Annotated in this window: 19 protein-coding genes; 13 read left to right on the forward strand and 6 right to left on the reverse strand. The window is 72.1% G+C overall.

Annotation, left to right across the window (positions count from 1 at the left end):
- Positions 1–64 precede the first annotated feature (64 nt).
- Together ACGF8A_RS22865 and ACGF8A_RS22870 are read left to right on the forward strand one after the other, a co-directional pair.
- A complete protein-coding gene (locus ACGF8A_RS22865) occupies positions 65–322 on the forward strand; it encodes a hypothetical protein (RefSeq protein WP_393110968.1) in 258 nt (85 codons plus the stop codon).
- A complete protein-coding gene (locus tag ACGF8A_RS22870; RefSeq protein ID WP_393110970.1) occupies positions 319–699 on the forward strand; it encodes a hypothetical protein in 381 nt (126 codons plus the stop codon). Before ACGF8A_RS22865 ends, ACGF8A_RS22870 begins: the two co-directional genes overlap by 4 nt.
- Before the next feature lie 304 nt (positions 700–1,003).
- On the opposite strand, the gene ACGF8A_RS22875 is transcribed toward ACGF8A_RS22870, so the two are convergent.
- Entirely contained in the window at positions 1,004–1,807 is an 804-nt protein-coding gene (locus tag ACGF8A_RS22875; RefSeq protein WP_393110972.1) for a VOC family protein, read from the reverse strand.
- 292 nt (positions 1,808–2,099) lie between these two features.
- On the opposite strand from ACGF8A_RS22875, the gene ACGF8A_RS22880 reads away from it, so the two are divergent.
- Positions 2,100–2,951, forward strand: a complete 852-nt coding sequence (locus tag ACGF8A_RS22880) for a sulfurtransferase (RefSeq protein ID WP_393110974.1) — start codon at positions 2,100–2,102, stop codon at positions 2,949–2,951.
- 236 nt (positions 2,952–3,187) lie between these two features.
- Here ACGF8A_RS22880 and sepH read toward each other — a convergent pair whose 3' ends face one another.
- The 3 genes from sepH to ACGF8A_RS22895 form a co-directional block, all read right to left on the reverse strand.
- On the reverse strand, positions 3,188–4,222 hold the full coding sequence (gene sepH, locus ACGF8A_RS22885; RefSeq protein WP_393110976.1) for a septation protein SepH: 1,035 nt from the start codon (positions 4,220–4,222) through the stop codon (positions 3,188–3,190).
- Positions 4,223–5,179: 957 nt separating this feature from the next.
- Positions 5,180–6,499 (reverse strand): D-arabinono-1,4-lactone oxidase, encoded by a 1,320-nt coding sequence (locus ACGF8A_RS22890; RefSeq protein ID WP_393110978.1) that lies wholly within the window; start codon positions 6,497–6,499, stop codon positions 5,180–5,182.
- Complete coding sequence (locus tag ACGF8A_RS22895) at positions 6,459–7,697, reverse strand: MFS transporter (RefSeq protein WP_393110980.1); 1,239 nt, start codon at positions 7,695–7,697, stop codon at positions 6,459–6,461. Before ACGF8A_RS22895 ends, ACGF8A_RS22890 begins: the two co-directional genes overlap by 41 nt.
- Before the next feature lie 208 nt (positions 7,698–7,905).
- On the opposite strand from ACGF8A_RS22895, the gene ACGF8A_RS22900 reads away from it, so the two are divergent.
- Both ACGF8A_RS22900 and ACGF8A_RS22905 read left to right on the forward strand, forming a co-directional pair.
- Complete coding sequence (locus ACGF8A_RS22900) at positions 7,906–9,033, forward strand: ferrochelatase (RefSeq protein ID WP_393110982.1); 1,128 nt, start codon at positions 7,906–7,908, stop codon at positions 9,031–9,033.
- Positions 9,034–9,041: 8 nt separating this feature from the next.
- Entirely contained in the window at positions 9,042–9,857 is an 816-nt protein-coding gene (locus tag ACGF8A_RS22905) for an inositol monophosphatase family protein (protein ID WP_393110984.1), read from the forward strand.
- Between the two features lie 89 nt (positions 9,858–9,946).
- Here the strand turns inward: ACGF8A_RS22905 and ACGF8A_RS22910 are convergent, their stop codons facing one another.
- Entirely contained in the window at positions 9,947–10,120 is a 174-nt protein-coding gene (locus tag ACGF8A_RS22910) for a hypothetical protein (protein WP_393110986.1), read from the reverse strand.
- A gap of 475 nt (positions 10,121–10,595) precedes the next feature.
- Here ACGF8A_RS22910 and ACGF8A_RS22915 point away from each other — a divergent pair, with 475 nt between their 5' ends.
- The 4 genes from ACGF8A_RS22915 to ACGF8A_RS22930 all read left to right on the forward strand — a co-directional run bounded on the left by ACGF8A_RS22915 (position 10,596) and on the right by ACGF8A_RS22930 (position 14,130).
- Positions 10,596–11,249, forward strand: coding sequence for a response regulator transcription factor (locus tag ACGF8A_RS22915; RefSeq protein ID WP_393110988.1), 654 nt, complete (start codon positions 10,596–10,598; stop codon positions 11,247–11,249).
- Positions 11,250–11,255: 6 nt separating this feature from the next.
- Positions 11,256–12,488: a sensor histidine kinase gene (locus tag ACGF8A_RS22920; RefSeq protein ID WP_393110990.1), complete on the forward strand. Its 1,233-nt coding sequence runs from the start codon at positions 11,256–11,258 to the stop codon at positions 12,486–12,488.
- A 393-nt stretch (positions 12,489–12,881) separates the two neighbouring features.
- Positions 12,882–13,178: a DUF4193 domain-containing protein gene (locus ACGF8A_RS22925; protein WP_003993510.1), complete on the forward strand. Its 297-nt coding sequence runs from the start codon at positions 12,882–12,884 to the stop codon at positions 13,176–13,178.
- A gap of 13 nt (positions 13,179–13,191) precedes the next feature.
- Positions 13,192–14,130 (forward strand): hypothetical protein, encoded by a 939-nt coding sequence (locus ACGF8A_RS22930; protein ID WP_393110992.1) that lies wholly within the window; start codon positions 13,192–13,194, stop codon positions 14,128–14,130.
- Positions 14,131–14,158: 28 nt separating this feature from the next.
- Here ACGF8A_RS22930 and ACGF8A_RS22935 read toward each other — a convergent pair whose 3' ends face one another.
- A complete protein-coding gene (locus tag ACGF8A_RS22935) occupies positions 14,159–14,629 on the reverse strand; it encodes a DUF3093 domain-containing protein (protein WP_393110994.1) in 471 nt (156 codons plus the stop codon).
- 111 nt (positions 14,630–14,740) lie between these two features.
- Between ACGF8A_RS22935 and ACGF8A_RS22940 the strand changes: the two genes are divergently transcribed.
- The 4 genes from ACGF8A_RS22940 to ACGF8A_RS22955 all read left to right on the forward strand — a co-directional run.
- Positions 14,741–15,325: a PaaI family thioesterase gene (locus tag ACGF8A_RS22940; RefSeq protein ID WP_393110996.1), complete on the forward strand. Its 585-nt coding sequence runs from the start codon at positions 14,741–14,743 to the stop codon at positions 15,323–15,325.
- Positions 15,322–15,873 (forward strand): dUTP diphosphatase, encoded by a 552-nt coding sequence (gene dut / locus ACGF8A_RS22945; RefSeq protein ID WP_393110998.1) that lies wholly within the window; start codon positions 15,322–15,324, stop codon positions 15,871–15,873. Before ACGF8A_RS22940 ends, dut begins: the two co-directional genes overlap by 4 nt.
- Position 15,874: 1 nt before the next feature.
- A complete protein-coding gene (locus ACGF8A_RS22950; RefSeq protein ID WP_393111000.1) occupies positions 15,875–16,639 on the forward strand; it encodes a DUF3710 domain-containing protein in 765 nt (254 codons plus the stop codon).
- Between the two features lie 237 nt (positions 16,640–16,876).
- Positions 16,877–16,970: hypothetical protein (locus ACGF8A_RS22955; protein WP_385516986.1), on the forward strand; the 94-nt coding region annotated here is incomplete at its 3' end.

Genomic DNA, 16,970 nt, shown 5'->3' on the forward strand with positions numbered 1-16,970 from the left:
CGGCACGGACTGGGCGGGTACGTACCCGTACCCGTACCCTCGGGGGTCGCATGAGGAGGCCTGCATGTCCGACGCCAACATCCGCATCCCCGTCGAAGCCCGCGACCGGCTCGCCCGGATAGCTTCCTCCGAAGGTATGTCCCTACGGGGTTACCTGTCGCACCTCGCCGAGACCCTGCTGACGCCCGAGGAGCGCACGGCCCGCGCCGAGCAAGCGCGCGCCGCCCTGCGGGAGTGGAACGGCTACGACCCGAGCGCGAGCGAACAGGCGGCCCTGGACGCCGAGTTGGACCGGCGCCTCAGCGAGGCGGGAGCAAGGTGACCGAGGCTCTGCACATCGTCCTGGACGAAACGGCCATGGTTGCGGCAGGGCAGGGCAACGTGCTCGCCTCACGCCTGGCCCATCGCGCCCATTCCGAGGCGGGCTGGTTTCTCTACGCCCCCGCTTGCGCCTTGGTCGAGGCGGACCGGATGCGGCACGGTACGGCGGAGCACCTCGCCGCGCTCCCCGGCGTCACGGTCCTCGACCTGGACCTGCCCGCCGCGCTCGCCGTGGCCCGGGGAACGTCCTGGGCTCCCGCCCACACACGTCACGCCGCTGAACCGACCGCGAAGCGACCTGACGGTGCCGTGGTCGCCACCACAGTGCCCGACGCATGGAAGGGGCAGCCCGTACGGGTCATCGACCTGAACTCCTGAGCCGTTTCCGGGTGGCGTCCACGCCGCCACCACGCTTGTGCTCGCACCGCGTCTCCAGCGAGGGCCGATCACACGGGTCATCGGCCCTTCGTCGGTGGAGGAGCATTGCCGACTCCTGCGGTTCCGTCCCGTCGACAGGCACCCCAGCGGCCTCGCACCCCGCGTCTGTCGGTGCTGGAGGGCCTCCTCGCCGAACGTCCGCGCAGCGACAGCCCGCTGACCCCGGCAGGCCGCGACCGCGGCGCGGCCTACGCCCTCCGGATCGCCCTGGAGACAGCCGGCGGGTTCAGCACCCGCTGCGGGCTCAGCGCCGGCTCTCGATCAGCGCGAAGCGGGCGCCCTCCGGGTCGGCCACCGTGGCCACGCGCCCGTCCGCGCTCTCGCGTGCCGGTTTGAGGACGTGCCCGCCCAGCCCGGCGACATGGTGCAGTGCTTCGTCCGCGTCGGCGACCTCGAAGTACGTCAGCCAGTGCGGGCCTTGGTCACGGGGGAGGGACGTACCCACGCCGTGGAGGCCGGCGACCGGACGGCCGTCGAGGTGCAGGGTGAGGTAGTCGATGTCGGCGGAGACGACCGGTTCCTCCTCGTAGCCGAACACCGTGCCGTAGAACTTGGCGACGCTCTCCGACTCGAACGTCAGCAACTCGTGCCAGGCCGGTGTCCCCGGCTGCCCGGCGGCGCCGATGCCCTGGTGGGCAGCCGCCTGCCAGACGCCGAAGACGGCCCCCGAGGGGTCGGAGCAGATGGCGAGCCGCCCGGCATCCTCCGCGTCCAGCGGGCCCACGCCCACCGTGCCGCCGCACAGCCGGATCGCCTCGGCGGTCTGGTCGACGTGGTCGGAGGCCATGTACGGCGTCCAGGCGACGGGGAGGTGCCGGTCCGGCGGGAGCCGGCCCATGCCCGCCACGTCGCGACCGTCGAGCAGGGCCCGCACGTAGGGACCCAGATGCCGGGGGCCGGGGCGGAACTCCCAGCCGAACAGGGCCCCGTAGAACTCCTGGGTCGCCGCCAGGCCGTGCACCATCAGACTCACCCAGCAGGGCGCGCCGGGCGTGTACCGGTCGCGCCCTTCGTCGTCGCGGCCGGCCGACCCCCGTGCCTCGGTCATCGTCACTCTCTCCTCGGCCCCTCGCGGGGGCCGCGTCGCTTCCGCTCGCGGACCCCCGTGCCCGATGCTCGCACCGCCCGCGGTGTCCCGCGCTCCGGGCACGCCGCATGCCGTACCACGACCGGCAGTTGCCCGGTCCGCGGCTTCTTGTTCGTTCCGGGGTTGCGCTCGGATGCCGATTCGGCTCTACAGGTTGTGCCCGATCCCGTACGCCTGGTGATCGAGCCTGTCCGGCCGAGCAGAGTAGCCGGACATGGGCGATGCGGCCACCCCGTGCGCAAGGATGGTGACCATGAACGCCATCATCACCGCATCAGAACTCGCGAGCGACCTGGCGGGACCCCGACCGCCGGTCCTGCTCGACGTCCGCTGGCAGCTGAGCGTGGCCAAGGCGGCCGGTGAGCCGCCGTTCGACGGCCGTGCCGAGTACGCGGCAGGCCACATCCCCGGCGCGGTCTACGTCGACCTGGACCGCGAACTGGCCTCGGCGGCAGGCGCGCAGGGGCGCCATCCGCTGCCCGACCTGGAGGTGTTCGGCGCCGCGATGCGCCGGGCGGGTGTGTCGTCGGGGCGTCGGGTGGTCGTGTACGACGGCGGCCAGGGCTGGGCCGCGGCGCGGGCCTGGTGGCTGTTGCGCTGGACGGGGCACCCGGACGTGCGGGTGCTCGACGGCGGGCTGCCGGCGTGGGACGGCCCGCTTTCGGTTCAGGCGCCGGCGCCCGGGCAGGGCGACTTCCGGCCGGTGGCCGGAGCCGAGGGACTCCTCGACGCGGACGGGGCCGCGGCGCTGGCCCGTTCGGGTGTGCTGTTCGACGCGCGGGCGGCGGAACGGTACCGGGGGGACGTGGAGCCGATCGACCGGGTGGGCGGGCACATCCCCGGCGCGGTGTCGGCGCCGACGAACGAGAACGTGGGGGCGGACGGCCGCTTCCTGCCCGCCGCGGAACTCCGGTCGCGCTTCGACGCGCTGGGGGCGCACGACGGGGCGAAGGTGGGCGTGTACTGCGGTTCCGGTGTCTCGGGGGCCCATGAGGTGCTCGCGCTGGCGGTCGCGGGGATGCCGGCGGCGCTGTACGTGGGGTCGTGGTCGCAGTGGTCGTCGGATCCGTCGCGGCCGGTGGCGGTGGGGCCGGATCCGCAGTGACGGGCGCCGTGGCAGGCAGGAGTGTGGGTCGCTGACAAGCGCCGGGGACAGGGGCGGGAGGCCCATCCGCCCCGGGGGCTTCGGCTTCGTTCAGCGGCTGGCGTCGTACGGATGTCCGCGACTGGGGTTGCCGGCACACAGTCCCCCCGGCATCCCGAACACCCCCCGGCATCCCGAACACCGAGGGTCCGCGCCCGGCCAGGCGAGGGCCCTCGTACTCGTCCCGGCCGCCGGGCCTACTCCTGCTTCTTCCGGCGCGTCCCGAACACGATCTCGTCCCAGCTGGGGACCGCCGCTCTGCGTCCGGGGCGGACGCCGTCCGCCTCGGCCTGGCGGTCGGTGGCGCCGACGAGGCGGTCGCGGTGGCTGCCGACGGAGCGCGGCATGAGGACGTCCGCGTAGGCGGAACCGGCCGAGGCCGCGGGCGCCGGGGGCTCCTCCGCCTCGGGCTCCGCGACGGGCTCCTCCACCGGCTCGGGCGCAGGACGCTCCGGAACCACCAGGTCGCCCCGGAAGCTCGGCACCGCCTCCAGCAGGCTGGTCAGCGAGTCCCGCTCACCCGCACTCTCCTCGGCCGGCTCGGCCGGGGGCGGCGGCAGGCTCGGCCGCTCCCGCTCGGCGGGACGCTCCAGCGTGCGCTCGCGCGGCAGCCGCGCGATGCGCGGGACGAAGGGAAAGCTGGGCTCGGGCGCGCCGAGGTCGTCGGCCTCGCCGATCAGCGAGCGGGCCTCGTCGTCGACGGCCTGGACGAGCCGCCGGGGCGGGTCGTACGTCCAGCTCGCCGAGTGCGGCTCGCCCGCCACGACATAGACCAGCAGCACTTCCCAGGTGCCGTCGTCACGGCGCCAGGAGTCCCACTGCACGGTGTCCTTGTCGGCGCCCCGCAGCACCAGCCGCTCCTGCACCGCCTCGCCGAGCGGCGGGCCGGAGTTCTCGCCGGGGCGGCGGACCGGGGTCTTGCGGGCCCGCTCGGCCATGAAGGCGCGCTCGGCCAGCACGGGGCCCTCGAAGCGACGTACGCGATCGACGGGGATGCCCGCCATTTGGGCGACCTCTTCCGCGGTCGCGCCCGCACGTATACGCGCCTGGATGTCTCGGGGGCGGAGATGGCTCTCCACCTCGATCTCGATCTGGCCGAGGCGGGGACGGTCGCCGCGCACGGCGGCGCGGAGCCGTTCGTCGATCGGAAGCGTGTACTCCGTGCTGTCCGCAGCCTTCAGCACCAGCCGTGTGCCGTCATTGGAGACGGCCACGACACGCAGTTCGGGCATGGGGACCTCCCGGGTGGTGCCTGCCGACGTCACGTGCGTCGCTGCTTCCGCTAGTCGAGTGTGGCCTGCCCGGGTGCAGCCTGCCACAACCTTGCCGAGTTGCCCGGCGTGTCGGGCACAGGCCCTGGATCGCCGTTATGGCACGGTTACCTTTTCGCAACGCTAAGTGACCAACTCCGTCACCCTGTGCAACAAGCCCCCCTCCCGGCGGTCCTTCAAAGGTCGCGGACGCCCTGGCGGGAGACCAGACCCAGGGCTCGCAACAGTACTCCATTCGGACCACGTGCGTGGATCGGCGCGCCGCTCAACTTCTCCCGGGGGACGGCACTTGGCCGCCGCTGACGGATTCTCCCGATCACGCACGTGGCGTACTTCACGGAGTCACCAGATTTGGAACAACCGCTTTCGGCCGTACGTCGCCCCTCTCGTACCCCTGGTCGGTCAAGGGCGGGAAAGGCAGGCAAGGCCCCGGAATGCGTGAAGGGCCCCATGTGGTCGAGGAGTCGAGCACCGGGGAGGACGTGAAGCAGAAGCGGACCGACCTGAGTGTGCCGCGGGTCGCGGGCAGCGCCGTGGCCGCGGAACCCGCCTCGGCGTCACGATGACCGGCATCACCGCCCGCGATCTGGCCTCCGGCGGCGGCTTCAGGGGCAGGGGCAGGGCAGGGCAGCACGACGGTCGCAGACGCCTTCTCCGGCCACGGCAAGTCGTCGCCGGAGTCCGGGGATCTGGGTGACTCCGGCTCCGGCACGGACGGTTCGACGCCCGCCCCGTCCGCGACACCCGGCGGTGCCACGCCGTCGGGCGGTGCCCCCTCCGGCGGCGACGACGGGAACACGACGGGCAGTTCGGCGCCGGGTCCCGGTCCGAGCGAGGGCGGTGAGGGCGGTGAGTGCGGTGGGGGCGGTCAAGGCTCCGGCGGGGAGCCGGCCGGGACTCCCACGCCGAGCGCGCCCGCTACGGACCCAGCACCCTCCGCAAGTAGTCGTTCTGGAACCGCCGATCCGGATCCAGCCGATCCCGCAGCGCCGTGAACTCCCCGAAGCGCGGGTAGACCCCGGAGAAGTACTCCGCGTCCCGCGTGTGCACCTTGCCCCAGTGCGGCCGCCCCGCGTGTGCGGTGAAGATCCGCTCGGCGGCCGTGAAGTACGCCTGATAGGGGGTGCCCTGGAACATGTGGACGGCGATGTAGGCGGTGTCCCGGCCCGACGCCGTGGACAGTGCGATGTCGTCGGCGGGGGCGGTGCGCACCTCGACGGGGAAGCTGATCCGCAGCCGGGACCGTTCCACCGCCGCCTTCAGTTCGCGCAGGGTCTCCACCACGGCCTCGCGCGGCAGGGCGTACTCCATCTCCACGAAACGCACCCGGCGCGGAGACGTGAAGACCTTGTACGGGATGTCCGTGTAGGTGCGCGCGGAGAGTGCCTTGCTTGAGGCCCGGGCGATCGCCGGGATGGTGGCGGGCGCCGCGCGGCCGATCCAGTTGGCCACCTGGAAGACGCCGTTGGAGAGGAACTCGTCCTCGAACCAGCCCTTGACCTGGCCCACCGGGCGCTCCGGACCGGCGCTGCGGTTGTTGCGCTTGGTGTTGGTGTTGCCGGTGTGGGGGAACCAGTAGAACTCGAAGTGCTCGTTCTCGGCCCAGAGTTCGTCGAAGGACCGGGTGACCCGGTCGAAGGCCATCGGCTCCTCGCGCGCGGTGAGCAGGAAGATCGGCTCGACCGCGAAGGTGATGGCGGTGACGATGCCCAGGGCCCCCAGGCCGATCCGGGCGGCCGCGAAGACCTCCGGGTTCTCCCGCTCGGAGCAGGTGAGCACCGAGCCGTCGGCGGTGACCATCTCCAGGCCCCGGATCTGGGCGGCGATGGAGGCGGAGTCACGGCCCGTGCCGTGCGTGCCGGTGCTGGCGGCGCCGGAGACCGTCTGCTCCATGATGTCGCCCATGTTGCTCAGCGACAGGCCCTCGCGCGCGAGAGCCACGTTGAGCCTCTTGAGCGGAGTGCCGGCCTCGACGGTGACGGTGCCTGCCTCCCGATCGACGTCGCGGATACCGGTCAAGAGTTGAGGCCGGATCAACAGACCGTCCGTCGCCGCTATGGAGGTGAAGGAGTGCCCGCTGCCGACGGCCTTCACCTTCAGGCCGTCCTCCGCCGCGCGCCGTACCGCCTCGGTCAGCTCCTCCACGGAGGCGGGCGTGACCGCCCGTGCCGGGCGGGCGGCGACGTTGCCGCCCCAGTTACGCCACGTGCCGTTCTTCCCGCTCGCTGTGCTGCTCAACGGTGCCTCCCCGACCCGGAGCCGGCCGCTTGAGCCGGCGGTACCCGAGGAAACCGACCGCGACCGCGACGGCTCCGGACACCGCCGGAACCCCGTACCCGGCGCGCGCACCGGCGGCGTCGATCACCCAGCCGGCCACGGAGGAGCCGAGCGCGACCCCCACCGCGAGCCCGGTGCTCACCCAGGTCATGCCCTCGGTCAGTTGCGCGCGTGGTACGTGCTCTTCGATGAGGGACATCGTCGTGATCATCGTGGGAGCGATGGACAGGCCCGCGACGAAGAGCGCCACGGCCAGAAACGGCAAGTTTCCGACCAGTAGGAGGGGGATCATACTCACGGCCATCGCACACACACCCAGCAGCCACCGAGGTTCGGGCGCTCCCGTGAAGTGCAGGAGCCCGAAGACCGCTCCCGCGACGCACGAGCCCAGCGCGTAGACCGCGAGGACGACACTGGCGGCACCCTTGTGGCCCTGTTCGTCGGCGAACGCCACGGTCACCACGTCCACGGCGCCGAAGATCGCACCGGTGGCCACGAAGGTGCTCACCAGCACCTGCAGGCCGGGGGAGCGCAGTGCGGAGCCGCCGCCACGCCGCTCGCGCGGGTGCGGGGCGGGCTCGGTGGACCGCTGGGCGGTCAGCCAGAAGACGCCGACCGCGAGGAAACAGGCGGCCAGCAGCGGGCCGGCCTCGGGGAACCAGGCGGTGGACAGACCGATCGAGATGATCGGGCCGAAGATGAAGCAGATCTCGTCCACCACGGACTCGAAGGAGTACGCGGTGTGCAGTTGCGGAGTGCCCCGGTACACGGCCGCCCAGCGCGCCCGGATCATCGCGCCGACGCTCGGCACGCACCCGATGCCCACGCACGAGACGTACAGCACCCAGTCCGGCCACCCGTGGTGCGCGGCGAGCAGCAGCAGCGCCGCGGCGCCCAGCGCCAGCAGGGTCGCCGGGCGCAGCACCCGCCGCTGCCCGTACTGGTCGACCAGCCGGGAGACCTGGGGGCCCGCCACCGCGGCCGACAGCGCGATGGTGGCCGACAGCGCGCCCGCCAGCCCGTACCGCCCGGTGAGCTGGGAGATCATCGTGACCACGCCGATGCCCATCATGGACAGGGGCATCCGGCCGAGGAACCCGGCGGCGGAGAAGCCCTTGGAGCCGGGGGCGGCGAACAGGGCGCGGTAGGGGCTGGGCACTGGGTCTCCGGGCGGCTCGGAAGGGACGGCTGGGTGCCGCTGCCGCTGCGGTGGGGCGCGGCACGGCTCGTAAGGGCGGGTAAGGCGCGAAGTCGGCGGATACAGCTTACGAGTTAGGTGACCCTAATGCACCCTCGGGTACGGCCCCGCACCCGAGCGGCACACCGCCGTTACGGCACTGTCGGTGCCGGGTGGCAGGATCGGAGTCATGCCAGACGCGCTCGATGCCACCCCGTACGACGCCCTGCTCCTGCTTTCGTTCGGCGGCCCGGAGGGGCCGGACGACGTCGTCCCGTTCCTGGAGAACGTGACGCGTGGGCGCGGCATCCCGAAGGAACGCCTGAAGGAAGTCGGTCAGCACTACTTCCTGTTCGGCGGGGTCAGCCCCATCAACGATCAGAACCGCGCCCTGCTGGGCGCCCTGCGCAAGGACTTCGCGGACCACGGCCTGGACCTGCCCGTCTACTGGGGCAACCGCAACTGGGCGCCGTACCTGACGGACACCCTGCGCGAGATGGTCCGTGACGGCCGCCGCCGGATCCTGGTCCTGGCGACCAGCGCCTACGCCTCCTACTCGGGCTGCCGGCAGTACCGCGAGAACCTCGCCGACTCGCTGGCCGCTCTCCAGGACGAGGGCCTGGACCTGCCCAGGGTCGACAAGCTGCGGCACTACTTCAACCACCCCGGTTTCGCGGAGCCCATGGCCGAGGGCGTGCTCCAGTCCCTGGCCTCCCTCCCCGAGGACGTCCGGGAGGGCGCCCACATCGCGTTCACGACCCACTCCATCCCCCTCTCGGCCGCGGACACCTCCGGCCCGGTCGGGGAGCACGGGGACGGCGGGGCCTACGTCCGGCAGCACCTGGAGGTCGCCGGGCTGATCGCCGACGCCGTACGCGAACGCACCGGTACCGACCACCCCTGGCAGCTCGTCTACCAGTCGCGCTCGGGGGCGCCGCACATCCCGTGGCTGGAGCCCGACATCTGCGACCACCTGGAGGAGCGGCACGCGGCGGGCGTCCCGTCCGTCGTGATGGCCCCCATCGGCTTCGTCTCCGACCACATGGAGGTCCTCTACGACCTCGACACGGAGGCCAGGGCCAAGGCCGAGGAGCTGGGCCTGCCGGTGCGCCGCTCGGCCACCGTGGGCGCCGACCCGAGGTTCGCCGCCGCGATCCGCGACCTCGTCCGGGAGCGGGCCGCCACCGAGCGTGGCGAGCAGGTCACGCCGTGCGCCGTGGGCGCGCTGGGCGCGAGCCACGACCTGTGCCCGGTGGGCTGCTGCCCGGCCCGCGCCCCCCGTCCCGCCGCCGCGGGCGCCGACAGCCCCTACGCATGAGGAGCGACGTGACCGACGCCCACCACCTGGAACTGCTCGCGCTCGCCCGGGAGGCCGCCCGCCGCGCCGGGGAACTGCTGAGGGACGGCCGCCCGGCCGACCTCGCGGTCGCCGCCACCAAGTCCAGCCCGATCGACGTGGTGACCGAGATGGACATCGCGGCGGAGAAGCTGATCACCGACCTGATCTCCGACCGCCGCCCGCAGGACGGGTTCCTCGGCGAGGAGGGCGCCACCAGCGAGGGCACCAGCGGCGTCCGCTGGGTGATCGACCCGCTCGACGGCACGGTGAACTACCTCTACGGCCTCCCCACCTGGGCCGTGTCCATCGCGGCCGAACAGGACGGCGAGACCGTCGCCGGGGTGGTGGCGGCGCCGATGCGCGGCGAGACGTACCACGCGGTACGCGATGGCGGGGCCTGGGCCACCGGAGCATGGGACGGCGAGCGCAGGCTGGCCTGCCGGTCCGCCGCGCCCCTGGACAAGGCGCTGGTCTCCACCGGCTTCAACTACGTCACGGCCGTCCGCGCGCACCAGGCCGAGGTCGCCCGGCAGCTGATCCCGCTGGTCCGGGACATCCGGCGCAGCGGTTCCGCCGCCGTCGACCTGTGCGACGTCGCCGCGGGCCGCCTCGACGGCTACTACGAGCGCGGACTCAACCCGTGGGACTACGCGGCGGGCGACCTGATCGCCAGGGAGGCGGGCGCCCTGACCGGCGGACGCCCCTCAGAGCGCCCCTCACGCGATCTGACGGTCGCGGCTACCCCGGGCGTCTTCGAGCCCCTCCAGCGGCTCCTGGAGGATTTCGGCGCCTGGCGCGACTGAGGCAGGCGGGAGAGCCGGCGCGACGGCTCACCACAGCACAGCGGGGCCCCCGGCGCCGGACTCGCCGGGGGCCCCGCTGCCGTGCCGGGTCAGACGCTGCTCGCGCCGACTTCCACACCGTGTTCGGCCGCGAGACGGCGCAGGTCGTCGAGCTCGCCCTGCTCCACGTCGACGAGGAAGTCGTCGCCTTCGTCCCGGGCCCGCGTCAGGTCGGACTCGGTCGCCCTTATGCGCTGCAGAAGTCCTGCGGTGAATGCGTCCATGCTGCGCCCCCTCGTCCTGGGTCGTGGGTCGTCGGCACGGGGGTGTGCCGTTCGGAAGGGGCGATCACGTCTCCCATGGGTGCCCAGCGCTGCCCTGCCGGGCGGCGACGGTGCCGGACACCCACGCCCACTCTGCGGAAGCGGACCGCGGCGTACCGCATGGTGCTGCGGCACAAGCAGAGCGTGATCGCGGGGTGTAAACCGTCCTCCCCCCAGTCCCTCCCGCAGAAACCTCAACCGGAAGAGAAAATCTCGCATTCCCGGATCCGGTGCCCCGCGCCGGCCGAACTGCCGCACGGGGCCGGCGGGAGTTCGCCGGGGACCGCCGGGGCCGCGCACAGGCGCTGCCGCACCCTGCCTTACTGCCGACTTATGGCCGAAAAGGGCAGGATGGAGGTCCACAGACCCCCGAGGACTCCCCTGCTCGCGCGTGCCCGGAGGCGCTGCGCGGGCGGACACAGGAAGGACAAGCGACGTGCGCGTACTCGTCGTCGAGGACGAGCAGCTGCTCGCCGATGCGGTGGCCACCGGACTGCGCCGGGAGGCCATGGCCGTCGACGTCGTGTACGACGGCGCGGCCGCCCTGGAGCGCATCGGCGTCAACGACTACGACGTGGTCGTCCTCGACCGCGATCTGCCCCTGGTGCACGGTGACGACGTCTGCCGCAAGATCGTCGAGCTGGGCCTGCCCACGCGCGTGCTGATGCTCACGGCGTCCGGCGATGTCAGCGACCGCGTCGAGGGCCTGGAGATCGGCGCCGACGACTACCTGCCCAAGCCCTTCGCGTTCAGCGAGCTGACCGCACGCGTGCGTGCGCTCGGCCGCCGGACCAGCATGCCGCTGCCGCCGGTCCTGGAGCGCGCCGGGATCAAGCTGGACCCCAACCGCCGCGAGGTCTTCCGGGACGGCAAGGAGGTGCAGCTCGCGCCGAAGGAGTTCGCCGTCCTGGAGGTCCTCATGCGCAGCGAGGGCGCGGTCGTCTCCGCCGAGCAGCTCCTGGAGAAGGCCTGGGACGAGAACACCGATCCGTTCACCAACGTGGTGCGTGTGACCGTCATGACCCTGCGCCGCAAGCTGGGCGAGCCGCCGGTCATCGTGACCGTGCCCGGCTCCGGCTACCGGATCTGACCGGCGGTGGCAGCGCACCCCGCGCCCCCGCAGGCGCCTCCGAAGCCCACCTGGGACCCCAGGAGGGCCGCCCCACCGTTCCCGCTCCTGCGGCCGACGATCCGGATACGGCTCACGCTCCTGTACGGAGGCATGTTCCTGATCGCCGGCATCATGCTGCTGTCGATCAACTACCTGCTCGCCGCCAACGCCATGAACCTGGGCAGTGACCTGCCGTTCAAGATCCTCTCCGGCCAGGTGGCCAGCGAGACCTGCAACTTCCCCGGGTCGCCGACCGCGGCCGAGCTCAACCAGGCCATGAACGCCTGCGTCAACGAGCAGCGCCAGCACGCCCTGGACAACCTGCTCAGCCGTTCGCTGCTCGCCCTGCTCGGCCTCGCCGTGATCGCCTTCGCCTTCGGCTACGCGATGGCCGGACGCGTGCTCTCGCCGCTGGGACGGATCACCCGCACCGCCCGCGCGGTCGCCGGGTCGGACCTGTCCCGGCGGATCGAGCTGGACGGCCCGGACGACGAGCTCAAGGAGCTGGCCGACACCTTCGACGACATGCTGGAGCGGCTGCAGCGGGCCTTCACCGCCCAGCAGCGCTTCGTCGGCAACGCCTCCCACGAGCTCAGAACCCCGCTGGCGATCAATCGCACGCTCCTGGAGGTGCATCTGTCCGACCCGGGTGCGCCTGTGGAGCTCCAGCAGCTCGGCAAGACGCTGCTGGCTACCAACGAGCGCAGTGAGCAGCTCGTGGAGGGCCTGCTGCTGCTCGCCCGCAGCGACAACCAGATCGTCGAGCGAGGGCCCGTGGACCTCGCCGAGGTCGCCTCGCAGGCCATCGACCAGGTGCGCGCCGAGGCAGCCGCCAAGGGCGTCCAGCTGCGCGGCACCCGCGAGCCCGCGGTCGTCCAGGGCAACGGCGTCCTGCTGGAGCGGATCGCGCTGAACCTGGTGCAGAACGCCGTGCGGTACAACGTCCCCGAAGACGGCTGGGTCGAGGTCACCACCGAGATCCAGCACGGCCAGGCGGTGATGGTCGTGGCGAACACGGGCCCGGTGGTGCCCGCGTACGAGGTCGACAACCTCTTCGAGCCGTTCCGCAGGCTCCGCACGGAGCGCACCGGCAGCGACAAGGGTGTCGGTCTCGGCCTGTCCATCGTCCGGTCCGTGGCCCGGGCGCACGGCGGGCACATCGCGGCACGGCCCCGAGAGGGAGGCGGTCTCATGATGCGCGTCACGTTCCCGATCTGAGATCCTGGCGACACACCCGGGGATGTTCGCTTTGCGCGGAATTCCCGGGGTACCCGTCCGGTGGTCCCCTGTGTGATCGATCACAAAGGCGATTTTCTGGCCGTCTACTCTCCGTGATCATGTGAGCTGCTGGAAAGCCCGTAAAATCCGGGTTTTCTGGGGCTCCGATCACGGGAAGTACACGGTGGGGCCGCGTTGGAGTGCGACATTCGGACCGTGTACGGTCCCGATCGCCATCCAAGCCGATCACTCATGAGGAGTCCGGTTGGGTGTCGATTGAGTAACAGACCTTGATGTGAGGCAAAATCTCCGCCTCGGGTCGGGCACAAGTCCGGCCTCTCACGCGTTACGTGCGCTGGAGACACCGCAGACAACCCGGAGGGGGAGAGCGACATGGCAACCGACTACGACACCCCACGCAAGACCGACGACGACGTCGACTCGGACAGCCTGGAGGAACTGAAGGCCCGGCGGAACGACAAGTCCGCCTCGGCAGTGGACGTCGACGAGTTCGAGGCCGCAGAGGGCCTCGAACTGCCCGGCGCCGACCTCTCGAACGAGGAGCTCGCGGTCCGCGTGCTGCCCAAGCAGCAGGACGAGTTCACATGCATGAGCTGCTTCCTGGTGCACCACCGCAGCCAGCTGGCCAGGGAGAAGAACGGTCAGCCGATCTGCCGCGACTGCGACTGAGGCGGGGTCGGCCGTGACTGGCTCGACCCCACCCCGGAAGCGCCGCTTCCCCTGGGGAGCGGACACAGGGCCGTCCGACGGCCCTCACGGTGTACGTGACGACGAGCGGGGCTCCTCCGGTACGGCATCGGTCCCTACCGGATCGGCCTCGCTCGAACCCGCCGGTGACCGGGCCGACCTCCCGGTGCCGGAGCAGGGTCCCACCCCCGTCGCCCGGCGGCGGGCGGCGGTGATCCGGGACAGGGCCAGGGAACTGGCCAGGGACGGCGCCCGCAAGGGCGGACAGCACGCCAGGGCCGGCCTCGGGCACCTCGCCGACCGGCTCATCGAGATCGCCCCGCGGATCCCCGTACGGGACCTGGCGACGCTGCGCAGGCAGTTCCCGGGCCTCGGTCCCGAACAGCTCGCGGACAAGCTCATCGCGGGCGCGGCGAAAGCGTCGGCCACCGTCGGAGCGGGTGTGGGAGCGGCGGCGATGCTGCCCATTCCGCCCGCCATGCCCACGGAACTGGCCGCGGAGATCACCGGGGTCGCGGCGATCGAGCTGAAGCTGATCGCCGAACTCCACGAGGTCTACGGCGTGCGGCCGCCGGGAAATCTCAAGGACCGCAGCGGCGCGTATCTGAGGTCGTGGTCCGAGGAGCGCGGCATCGACCCCCTGAAGCCGAACACCGTCAACGCCGCTCTCGGCGTGCAGATGAAGCGCGAACTGCGGCAGCAGATCATGAAACGCATGGTGCGCAACCTGCCGAACCTGATGCCCTTCATGGTGGGCGCCGCGGTCGGCGCGGTCATGAACCGGCGGGACACCAAGAAGCTCGCGGGGCGCATCCGGGCGGACCTGCGGAAGATGCAGGTGCCCTGGGATCACCTGACGGGGCTGCCGCCGCTGGAGAAGCCCGCGGACGCGCTGCCGATGGAGAACGGGCCGCACAAGGAGTTCGGGCGCTGAGCCGCCGGCGGCGGGGCGCCCGGGGCGGCTACGCGGCGGTGGCCGCCTCCCTCGCCGACCTGATCGCCTCCGCCAGCCGCTGCGGCTCGCGCGTCGACAGGTACAGGTACGGCGTCGGGTCCGCGGGGTCGCTGACCTCGACACGCAGGGCCGTCGGGACGTAGGCGCGCAGCAGCATGAAGGCGCGGGTGTCGGCCTTGTGGGTGCGCCAGGCCCTGGCCTCCTCCGGGCTCAGGATCTCCGCCTCACCCAGCGCCGTGACCGGGATCTTCGCCTCGCCCGCGATCAAAGCGCCGCCCACCACACGGATGCGGACCGAGCCGTAGGAACTCGCCGCCACCGCGGCGGCGGCCGTGCCGCCGACCAGACCGCCCAGCATCGGCAGTGTGCCGAAGGGCAGCAGGATCAGGGCGAGTGAGACCCCGGCCAGGAAGCTGATCAGCCACCAGGTGCGGGGCGCGGTGAGGCGTTCTTCGTAAGGGGCGGCGGAATGCTGCATGACATCAAGCTTGGCACGGTGTCCGCACGGCGCCGGGATCAGGGGGCCGGTGCACGGCGCTGCCAGGCGGGGCGGTGGTGGGAGACGGGCGGACGGGTAAGGTCTGCGGCTGTGAGTGGTACATCCCCAGCTCTGACGCCTCCCGCCGACGCGCGAAAGCCCGTGCGGCATGCCGACGCCCCCGCGCCCGGTGAACTCCTCGGCGCGCACTACGGCCAGTGCTTCGGCTGCGGCGGCGAGCAGCCGCACGGGCTGCACCTGGAAGCGCGGGCGGGTGAAGGGGTGTCGATCACCGCCGAGTTCACCGTACGGCCCGAACACCAGGGCGCCCCCGGACTCGCGCACGGCGGGGTGCTCGCCACCGCCCTCGACGAGACGCTCGGCTCGCTGAACTGGCTGCTGCGCACCATCGCCGTGACCGGCCGGCTGGAGACCGACTTCGTGCGGCCCGTGCCGGTGGGCACCACGCTGCACCTCGCGGCCGAGGTGACCGCCGTGGCCGGACGCAAGATCTACTCCTCCGCCACCGGACGCGTGGGCGCCCCCGACGGCCCGGTGGCCGTCCGTGCCGACGCCCTCTTCATCGAGGTCAAGGTCGACCACTTCATCGACCACGGCCGCGAGGAGGAGCTCCGGGCCGCCATGAACGACCCCGACCAGATCAGGCGCGCCCGTGCCTTCGAGGTGAACCCGTGACCCGCGATCCCCTGAACGTGCTGATCCGGCGCGTCGACGCGGACGTACCGCTTCCGGCGTATGCGCACCCCGGCGACGCGGGAGCCGATCTGCGCACCACCGAGACCTGTGAACTGGCGCCGGGTGAGCGGGCGGTGCTGCCCACCGGAGTGTCTGTCGCGCTGCCTGAGGGGTACGCGGCCTTCGTGCACCCGCGTTCCGGTCTCGCCGCCCGCTGCGGTGTCGCCCTCGTGAATGCCCCGGGGACGGTTGATGCCGGGTACCGTGGGGAGATCAAGGTGATCGTGGTGAATCTCGACCCGCGTGAAAGCGTGCGGTTCGAGCGCTTCGACCGGATTGCCCAACTGGTCGTCCAGCAGGTCGAGAGGGTCCGCTTCCAGGAGGTCGCGGAGCTTCCCGACTCCGTGCGGGCCGAGGGGGGCTTCGGGTCCACCGGCGGCCATGCCGCCGTGGACGACGGGAGCGGCACAAGCGGTCATGCCGCCGTCGGCGGCAAGGCGGGTGGGAATCGATACGCTTCGGTCGTATCAGACCGGGAAGGACAGTGACGTGTTCGGACGTCGCAACAAGAAGGGTGCCGCCGAGGACGCGGCCGGCGAGGCCGAGCAGGTCGTCGACAGCGTCGACACTGAGGCGGACGAAGAGGTCGGGCGCGAGCGGGTGCGGCTGGAGCCGGAGCCGCGGCCCGACGGACCGTGGGACAGCTCCGAGGTGCGGGACGCGGCCGAGGGCCGGGTCGACCTGGGCGGGCTGCTGGTGCCGGGAGTCGACGGCATGGAGCTGCGGGTGGAGGTCGCGGGCGACGCGATCGTCGCGGCGACCGTCGTCCTGAGGGACAGCGCCATCCAGCTGCAGGCCTTCGCCGCCCCCAAGCGCGAGGGCATCTGGGGCGAGGTGCGCGAGGAGATCGCCGGCGGCATCACGCAGCAGGGCGGCATCGTCGACGAGGTCGAGGGCCCGCTCGGCTGGGAGCTGCGGGCCCAGGTGCCGGTGCAGCTGCCGGACGGCACGGGCGGCTTCCAGGTCGTCCGGTTCGTCGGTGTGGACGGGCCCCGCTGGTTCCTGCGCGGTGTGATCTCGGGCCAGGGCGCGGTGCAGCCGCAGGCGGCCGGGCTGCTGGAGAACATCTTCCGGGACACGGTCGTGGTCCGCGGCGAGGGCCCGATGGCGCCCCGCGACCCCATCGTCCTCAAGCTGCCGAACGACGCGCAGATGGTCCCCGAGGGCGTCCAGCAGGACCACCAGAGCAGCTCCCGCTTCTCCGGCGGCATGGGCCAGCTCCAGCGCGGACCGGAGATCACCGAGGTCCGCTGAACAAACGACTGTACGAAAGGGCCGCACCCCGCCCGGGGTGCGGCCCTTTCGCGTCGCGACGTCCGGGCGACCGGGCGACCGGTGGCCGGTGTCCCGGTGGCCGGTGTCCCGGTGTCCGGTGCGTCAGAGTTCCGTCAAGGACGTCCTCCGGCCCCCTGGTCGTCCCTTTTGCCTGGAACGTTGGCCGTAAGGTCGACGCTGCGTACGCAGCAGTTGCGGAAGACGGACAATGAGGCCATGGCACGCGGCAAGCTTCGGATCTATCTCGGTGCGGCACCGGGTGTGGGCAAGACGTACGCCATGCTGTCCGAGGCGCACCGGCGTGTGGAGC

It is taken from the genome of Streptomyces sp. NPDC047706 (assembly GCF_043204795.1).
Taxonomy (GTDB): domain Bacteria; phylum Actinomycetota; class Actinomycetes; order Streptomycetales; family Streptomycetaceae; genus Streptomyces.

What these genes read in the sequence shown, in the direction of transcription:
- ACGF8A_RS22880 (WP_393110974.1), top strand. Translation starts at nt 2,100, where the DNA reads ATGAACGCCATCATCACCGCATCAGAACTCGCGAGCGACCTGGCGGGA.
- ACGF8A_RS22925 (WP_003993510.1), top strand. Translation starts at nt 12,882, where the DNA reads ATGGCAACCGACTACGACACCCCACGCAAGACCGACGACGACGTCGAC.
- ACGF8A_RS22910 (WP_393110986.1), bottom strand. Translation starts at nt 10,120, where the DNA reads ATGGACGCATTCACCGCAGGACTTCTGCAGCGCATAAGGGCGACCGAG.
- ACGF8A_RS22935 (WP_393110994.1), bottom strand. Translation starts at nt 14,629, where the DNA reads ATGCAGCATTCCGCCGCCCCTTACGAAGAACGCCTCACCGCGCCCCGC.
- ACGF8A_RS22900 (WP_393110982.1), top strand. Translation starts at nt 7,906, where the DNA reads ATGCCAGACGCGCTCGATGCCACCCCGTACGACGCCCTGCTCCTGCTT.
- ACGF8A_RS22865 (WP_393110968.1), top strand. Translation starts at nt 65, where the DNA reads ATGTCCGACGCCAACATCCGCATCCCCGTCGAAGCCCGCGACCGGCTC.
- sepH (WP_393110976.1), bottom strand. Translation starts at nt 4,222, where the DNA reads ATGCCCGAACTGCGTGTCGTGGCCGTCTCCAATGACGGCACACGGCTG.
- ACGF8A_RS22875 (WP_393110972.1), bottom strand. Translation starts at nt 1,807, where the DNA reads ATGACCGAGGCACGGGGGTCGGCCGGCCGCGACGACGAAGGGCGCGAC.